8 protein-coding genes are annotated in these 7103 nt (G+C 70.6%); 3 read left to right on the forward strand and 5 right to left on the reverse strand.

The genetic code is table 11. The features are described from left to right. Positions 1–504: Cdc6/Cdc18 family protein (locus tag B9G38_RS13085; protein ID WP_394334927.1), on the forward strand; the 504-nt coding region annotated here is incomplete at its 5' end. 43 nt (positions 505–547) lie between these two features. Here the strand turns inward: B9G38_RS13085 and B9G38_RS13090 are convergent. After that, on the reverse strand, positions 548–1549 hold the full coding sequence (locus B9G38_RS13090; RefSeq protein WP_086220642.1) for a S26 family signal peptidase: 1002 nt from the start codon (positions 1547–1549) through the stop codon (positions 548–550). Positions 1550–1699: 150 nt separating this feature from the next. Between B9G38_RS13090 and B9G38_RS13095 the strand changes: the two genes are divergently transcribed. Then, complete coding sequence (locus tag B9G38_RS13095; protein WP_086220643.1) at positions 1700–3304, forward strand: DNA-directed DNA polymerase II small subunit; 1605 nt, start codon at positions 1700–1702, stop codon at positions 3302–3304. Between the two features lie 9 nt (positions 3305–3313). Here the strand turns inward: B9G38_RS13095 and B9G38_RS13100 are convergent, their stop codons facing one another. The 4 genes from B9G38_RS13100 to B9G38_RS13115 all read right to left on the reverse strand — a co-directional run bounded on the left by B9G38_RS13100 (position 3314) and on the right by B9G38_RS13115 (position 6131). Further along, positions 3314–3946, reverse strand: a complete 633-nt coding sequence (locus B9G38_RS13100) for a YigZ family protein (protein ID WP_086220644.1) — start codon at positions 3944–3946, stop codon at positions 3314–3316. After that, complete coding sequence (locus B9G38_RS13105; RefSeq protein WP_198945696.1) at positions 3943–4425, reverse strand: hypothetical protein; 483 nt, start codon at positions 4423–4425, stop codon at positions 3943–3945. Before B9G38_RS13105 ends, B9G38_RS13100 begins: the two co-directional genes overlap by 4 nt. A gap of 14 nt (positions 4426–4439) precedes the next feature. Next, positions 4440–5045: a hypothetical protein gene (locus tag B9G38_RS13110; protein ID WP_017343492.1), complete on the reverse strand. Its 606-nt coding sequence runs from the start codon at positions 5043–5045 to the stop codon at positions 4440–4442. 150 nt (positions 5046–5195) lie between these two features. Continuing rightward, a complete protein-coding gene (locus B9G38_RS13115) occupies positions 5196–6131 on the reverse strand; it encodes an MBL fold metallo-hydrolase (protein WP_086220646.1) in 936 nt (311 codons plus the stop codon). Between the two features lie 143 nt (positions 6132–6274). Between B9G38_RS13115 and B9G38_RS13120 the strand changes: the two genes are divergently transcribed. Next, a partial coding sequence (locus B9G38_RS13120) for an NAD(P)H-binding protein (protein ID WP_086220647.1) occupies positions 6275–7103 on the forward strand: 829 nt, incomplete at its 3' end.

A 7103-nucleotide genomic window follows, 5' to 3' on the forward strand; every position in this document is an offset into this window, starting at 1 on the left:
TTGGCCGCGCAGGAACACGGGGGCGCGCGGCGCGCGCTCGACCTACGCCGTACCGCCGGCGAACTCGCCGAGCGCTCGCAGGCCGAGATCGTCGCGGAGAAACACGTTCGACAGGCGCAGGACAAGATCGAACTGGACCGCGTCGTCGAGGTCGTTCGAACCCTCCCGACCCAGAGCAAGATCGTCTTGTTCGCCGTCATCCTTCTCGAAAAGAACGGCGTTCACAACATCAACACCGGCGAGGTGTTCAACATCTACAAGCGGCTCTGCGAGGAGATCGACGCCGACGTCTTGACTCAGCGTCGGGTAACCGACCTCATCAGCGAACTCGACATGCTCGGGATCGTCAACGCCGTCGTCGTCTCGAAGGGCCGCTACGGCCGAACGAAGGAGATGGGCCTCTCCGTCCCGGTCGAGGAGACCGAGGCGGTCCTCCTGTCGGACTCGCGGCTCGGCGACATCGAGAACGCGCAGCCGTTCGTCCAAGCGCGGTTCGACAACTGAGACGGCCCCGCCGGGAACTACGCCGACCCCGATCCAGCGGAAGCTACGTCGCCAGCGCAGCCGAAACGGGCCCCGATCCAGTCGCCGGAAGGCCGCTTCCGACCGTCCGTGTTATCGCCTCGTTCAGCTCAACCTGTCCCGTCGCGATCAGGCGAATGTATCCGAGATACGGGACGCGGACCCGTGCCACCCCGTTCACCCACTCGGCTCTGACCGGGGGTGAGAGCCCGCTGGCCTGATCGTAGGCCCCGTTGTTGTCCCCGAGCGTGACGAACCCGTCGTGCGGCGCCGGGCAGTTGGCCAGCGACTCGCAGTCGACGGCGCCGTGATACTCCTCGTCGGCGCGGTCGTACCAGTTCTCGCCCTCGGTAACGTGGAACATGGCTCGGTGGATGATCGGCGATCCGGTTCGGCCCGGGGGCGTGTAGATGACCACCGAGCCGTAGGACCCGAACGTTCGGTAGTCGACCGCTTGCCCCGCCTCGTGGGTGACCACGCCCACGTCGTTCTCCGCCGCGTCCGGCGCGAGCCGGCCGGGATCGGTGACGAACACGAGATCGCCGACCCGCATGTTCGGCTCCATGCTCCCCGACTCCACGGCGACCATCGGCGGCCAGACGCCGCTGACGCCGAACAGCAGCAGCCCGACCAGCAGGACCACGGCGACGCTCGACAGCATCTCTCGTATCCACATCAGCGCGCCTTCGCGGTCGTGACGAAGCCGGTGTACCAACGACTCGTCCGCTCCGGTGTCCGGCGACGCCGACGGCGCGGATCGGCCTCCTCCGTCGACATCTTCGTCAAGGGGGGTGCCGTCGTCGGATTTGCCGGCCGGCTCCGGATCGCCCCGAGCGTCGACCGCACTCTCGCCGTCGGCGTCTCCGGTACTCGACCCGCCGGCGTCTCGACCGGCCGGGTCTCGGTCGTCCGCCTCGTCGAGAACCTCATCGCTCGGCCCGCCCGGAGCCGCCGCAGACTCGTCTTCGGGCCGTTCGTCCCGACCGGCCGACCCGTCGGTGTTCGTCGGCCGATCCCCTTCGTCCATTACGTCGCCTTTGGGAGGTTCCGTTCATAAGCTTCCGGGTCCCGCGCGCCGATTCCCCTCGGCTCGGAACGTCGAGCCCCTTCGCTCGGGACATCGACCCCAGTCGAGCGCTCCGGAACGGTTTTGCCCGAGACCCCCCTTTCGGGTATCGTGCCGCTGGAGTCGAACGCACGGATCGCGAAAGCCCTCGCGGAGCGCGGCTACAACGCCGAACGCGAGGCGGTCACGCTGCTCGCGGGCGCGACGGACCCGGCCGCCGCCATCGCGGCCGCCGTCGACCGCGCCCCCGACGACGCCCTCCGCATCACTGCCGACCACGTCCGCGAGGCGATCGCCGACGCCGACGGATCGGTCGCTTCAGCCGACGAATCCGGACAATCTCCAGTCGAAACCGAGGGGTATTCGGCGACCGGATCCGGCGGGACCGAAGCGGTCTCCGACGCCTCGTCGACCGACCCGAGCGTCTCTGCGACGGCCGACGCCTCGTCGACCGACGCCTCATCGATCGGCGCGTCGTCGACCGACACCGACCGCTCTCCCACCGCCGACCTCCGCGACCTGGAGGTCGGGAACGACATGACCGGTCGCAGCACCGGGACCGGCGAGTACGGCGACTTCGTCACGACGTTCCGCGACCGCTACGAGCGGCTCTCGAAGATCCTCCGCGGCCGCGTCAACCACCGCCCGGCGGAGGCGATCGCGGACATGCCGGGCGGCAGCGACGCCGCGATGATCGGCTTAGTCAACGACGTGCGCTCCACGAAGTCCGGCCACTGGCTGATCGAACTGGAGGACACCACCGGAACGTTCCCCGCCTTGGTGATGAAAGACAAGGGCCTCGCCGACGTCGTCGACGAGATCCTCTTAGACGAGTGCGTCGCCGTCGAAGGGACGCTCGCGGACGACGCCGGCATCCTCTTCGCGGACTCGCTCCACTTCCCCGACGTTCCCCGCACGCACCGCCCCGGCGGCGCGGACCGTCACGTTCAGGCCGCGCTGATCTCCGACGTCCACGTCGGCAGCGACGAGTTCATGGCCGACGCGTGGCACAGCTTCGCCGACTGGCTCCACACGCCCGAGGCCGACGCCGTGGAGTACCTGCTGCTCGCGGGCGACATGGTCGAGGGCGTCGGCGTCTACCCGGACCAGGACGAGGAGCTGGAGATCGTCGACATCTACGAGCAGTACGAGGCGTTCGCGGAACACCTCAAGGAGGTGCCCGCGAACACCGAGATCGTGATGATCCCGGGCAACCACGACGCGGTCCGGCTCGCCGAGCCCCAACCGGGGTTTGACGACGAGATCCGGGACATTCTGGACGTCCACGACGCCCGGATCGTCTCGAACCCGGCCACGGTCTCGGTCGAGGGCGTCGAGGTCCTGATGTACCACGGCGTGTCGCTCGACGAGGTGATCGCGGAGCTGCCCGAGGAGAAGGCGAGCTACGACGAGCCGCACAGGGCGATGTACCAGCTGCTGAAGAAGCGCCACGTCGCCCCGCAGTTCGGCGGGCACACCCGCGTCGCGCCGGAGGAGCGCGACTACCTCGTCATGGAGGACGTGCCCGACGTGTTTCACACCGGCCACGTCCACAAGCTCGGCTGGGGGAAGTACCACAACGTCCTCGCGGTCAACTCCGGCTGCTGGCAGGCCCAGACCGACTTCCAGAAGTCCGTCAACATCGACCCCGACGCCGGCTACGCGCCCATCCTCGACCTCGACACCCTCGACATGACGGTTCGGAAGTTCTCGTAGGTCGGGGCGTCAGCGCTCGATCTCCACCCGCCCGCTCGTCGCGTCGTTGAGCCGCTCCCGGAGCGCGTCGATCTCCGCCACCGGCACCCGGAGGTCGAACCGGACCCGCTCGCCGTAGTCGGCGTCGAACTCGACGCCCGTCGACTCGATCACCCCCCGGACCGTCCCCGAGTCGTCGTACTCGGTCTCGACGACGAGGCCGCGGTGCGGCCGCTCCTCGATCACCCCGGCCGCGTCGACGCCGTCCTTCACCGCGCGCGAGTAGGCGCGCGCGAGTCCGCCGACCCCGAGGTTCGTCCCGCCGTAGTACCGCGTCACCACCGCCGCGACGTTCCGGATCTCCCGCTGCTGGAGAACGTTCAGCGCGGGCTTCCCCGCGGAGCCGGTCGGCTCGCCGTCGTCCGACGAGTACTCCCTGAGCATCGGTTCCGCCCCCGGCGTGCGCTCGGACGGCTCGCCCGCGGGCACCCGGTACGCGGGCACGTTGTGGGTCGCGTCGGCGTACTCGTCGCGAACCGCCTCGACGAACGATTCCGCCGCGTCAACCGTGTCGACGGGCGCGACGTGGCCGAGGAACTCGGAGCCCTGGACCTCGAACCGCGCGGTCGCGCGCTCGGCCACCGTCCGGTACGCGTCGGTCACGGCGTCCGTTCCTCCTCAACTTCGTTCCCCTCCTTCCCGTCCGATTCCCCTTGCCGCCGTCGCTCGACCGCGACGCTCGTCGGGGGCGCGAGCCGGTAGAGGGCGAGGTAGGCGCCGACCCCGACGACCTCGACGACCGCCGCCGCGACCGCCAGCGGCTCCGCCGCGAGCGCCGCGGGTGCGTCGGTCCCGTGCCACGCGAGGAACCCGCCGAGGAACGCTCCGAGCGTTCCCGCGCCGAGCGCGTACAGCCGGCGGTACTCGCCGGCTCGCAGCGTCGCGGCGGCGACCGCGGCCGCGAGCGCGCTCCCGGCGAGGAAGAAGTAGGGGCGCGCGTCGGGCGGCGACCCGAGCCGCGGCCACGCCCACAGCAGGTGGACCGCCGCGGCGACGGCCGCGGCCTGGACGGCGATTCCGCGGAGCAGGCGCTTCTTCGGCGCGTTTCGCCCGACAGTCTCCGAGTCGGAGTCGCCGCTCATCTCGTCACCCGCGCTCACTCCCACGGGTGGTTCCCGGGCGCGTCGGGCCACAGCGGATACCAGTAGGACTCGTCGTCCTCTAAGCCGAGCTCGCCGTCGAGGACCGACTGGAGCTTGAACTCGACGCGCTGGTTCCGGTCGCTCGTCCCCCGCGGCGCGAACGGGTAGTAGGCGCCGCGCCGGAACGAGTAGATCCAGTAGACGGGGCCGTCGTCGTTCTCGAACCCGAAGACGGCCGCGAGCAGCCGCGACCCGAACCCCTCCTCGATGAACTGGTCGGCCGCGAAGTGGACGCTCGTCACCAGGTCCTCGGGGTCGTCGTCTTCGAGGACGAACCACTGGTAGCCGTGGTCGTCCTCGTGGCGGTGGAAGCCCGTGCCGGTGTCGATCTCGCCGGCCTCTAAGATGGCCTCGACGGTCTCGACCGCCTCGTCGAAGCGGGTGCTGTCCATGCCGGAGAAACACAGCGCGGCCTCGCCGCAGTGGTCGTAGCGGAGGTCCGCTTCCATCGTCATGTACGCGGTCGACATCCCGAAGAGGTCCTCGGGGTCCGCCTCGCGGGTCGCGTCGGTCTCGGCGCTCGTCCCGAGCACGGCCCGGATCGTGTCGAAGATACCCATCTGTTCTCAGCTACGTGCGGCGGGGTTTAGGGCGTTTCTCTCGGGGACCGCCGTCGCAGACCCGGTCGACCACTCCCCGTCGGCGTCCGCCGTCGGCTACTCCCCGTCGGCGTCCACCGTCGGCTACTCCCCGTCGGCGTCCACCGTCGGCTACTCCCCGTCGGCGTCCGCCGTCGGGATCTCGTCGACGTGATCGAGGTACGTCAACACGCCTCTGACGTTCAGGCTCGCGTTCGCCCGCGCGCGCTCGGCGTTCCAGTAGTCGACGTCGCGGCTCGCCGCCTCGAAGTGTTCGACGACCGCGTCGTCCTCGCCGAGCTCCGCGCGCCTCTGACGGATCGCCTCCACCCATTCGACGTACGCCCGCTTCGCCTCGCCGATCAGCTCCGGCTCGTAGCGCCGCGGTCCGAAGTGCCCGAAGCAGAGCGTGTCCGGGTCGAGATCCTCGATCAGTCGGAGGTCGTCGAGGCACTGCTCTAGTTCGAACTGCGGCGGCGGAGTCGTCGGCACCACGTCGTCGACCTCGGGGACGTAGATCCCCGCGGCGTCGGCGGTGAACACGACCCCCGCGTCGGGCTCGTGGTAGACCGCGTGGTGGGGGGCGTGGCCGGGCGCGTCGCGGACGACCAGCTCCCGGTCGCCCAGATCGATCCGGTCCCCGTCGGCGACGCCCTCGATTCGGTCGTCCGGGACCGGCCGCGGCTCCGCGTAGTGCTCCGACTGCTCCTCGACCGCCGACTTGGTGCCCGCGACGAGCGCTCCGGGGTCGACGAGGTGTCTGACCCCCTTCTCGGGCACCCGCACCGCCGCGTTCGGATAGCGCTCGGCGAGGTAGCCCGCCCCGCCCGCGTGGTCGAGGTGGGCGTGGGTGGGGAGTATCCACGCGAGCTCCTCGCGGCCGATCCCGATCTCTTCGACCGTCTCGAACAGGGCCTCGCGGTTCGCCCCCGTCCCGGTGTCTATCACGATGGGCCGCTCGGCGTCGTACACGTACACGGCCCCGTACTCGTCGGTGTCGAACATGCCGGTGTCGTGGACGTACAGGTCCTCGACGCCGCGGACCGGTTCGAACTCGCCAGCGCGCATACCGGACGAGGATCCCGGGGGTACTTCTAGCGATCGGTCCCGACATCGCCCGCGGCGCGTCCGGCCCCCGCTCCCGGGCTTCGGCCCGCCGTCCGACCGCCGAACGGGACGGGGCTTATGGTCGCGCCGCCCGTTGGGACGGTATGCGAGTGCTCGTCACCGGCGCGACCGGGTTCGTCGGGAGCCGGCTCGTCCCGACGCTCCGCGAGCGCGGCCACGACGTGGTCGCGCTCGTCCGCGACGCCGACGGCTACGACGCGCCCGAGGGCGTCGCCGTCGTCGAGGGCGACCTCTTGGAGCCCGACACGCTCCCGCCCGCGTTCGAACTCGACGGCGAGACGGTCGACGCCGCGTACTACCTCGTCCACTCGATGGACGGCGGCCCGGGCTACGAGGAGCGCGACCGGAACTGCGCGCGGAACTTCGTCGCGGCCGCGTCGGACGCGGGGGTCGACCGCGTCGTCTACCTCGGCGGGCTCGGCGAGGACCGCGACGAGCTCTCCGAACACCTCCGCTCCCGGCGCGAAGTCGAGCGCATCCTCGGCGACGGCGACCCGGCGCTCACGACGCTCCGGGCCGCGATCATCATCGGCGCCGGCAGCGCCAGCTTCGAGGTGGTCGCCGGGCTCGCGCGGCGCCTCCCGGTGATGGTCACGCCGAAGTGGGTCGACACGCTGTGTCAGCCGATCGCGGTGGCCGACGTGGTCGCGTACCTCGCCGGCGTGCTCGACGTCCCCGAGACCGCCGGCGAGACGTTCGAGATCGGCGGCCCGGAGGTGTTGACGTACGCCGAGATCCTCCGGCGGACCAGGCGGCAGCTCGGCGGCGCGCTCCGGATCGTCAGGGTCCCGGTGTTGAGTCCGGGCCTGTCCGCCCGCTGGCTCCGGCTCGTCACCGACGTGCACCACTACCTCGTCCCCTCGCTGCTCGAGGGCCCCCGCCACACCCTGACTGTCGCGGACCACCCGCCCC

It is taken from the genome of Halorubrum sp. SD612, from assembly GCF_002135005.1.